At 52.2% G+C, this 379-nt stretch carries 1 protein-coding gene; it reads right to left on the minus strand.

Annotated elements, in window-relative coordinates:
* The coding region (locus ACTRWI_RS22725) for a hypothetical protein (RefSeq protein WP_499133944.1) at positions 1 to 379 on the minus strand (379 nt) is incomplete at both ends.

Below are 379 nucleotides of genomic sequence, written 5' to 3' on the forward strand. Positions count from 1 at the left end.
TAGTGTCAGCCACGCGCGCCGCCAAATTCGCAACGGCTAATGGATTCACCACGTCCACCACATCTTGACTGGCGACATCAGAGAAGCGCACACCGTCTTTGATCACTGACCAAGAAATGGTATCGCTGGCAGTGCGATCAACGGGCAAACGGGTCAGCATCGTTAAGCTCGAATCCATACCTTGATAACTCAAGCTGACATGATTGTTATCGCCATTGATGCCCGCCACTTGCAGGTCACCATTGCTATCCAGCTGCCATGTAATGCTTGGTGCAGTGCGAGGAGAAAGTACTTCAAGGCTCACCACCTCTTGCCATGACCCGTCATTTGCCGTCACTGCAAAGCGTGCAGTGCCATCGTTGAGTACACTGATGCTATC

This window comes from Pseudoalteromonas sp. G5_S1_14_S5 (assembly GCF_054968605.1).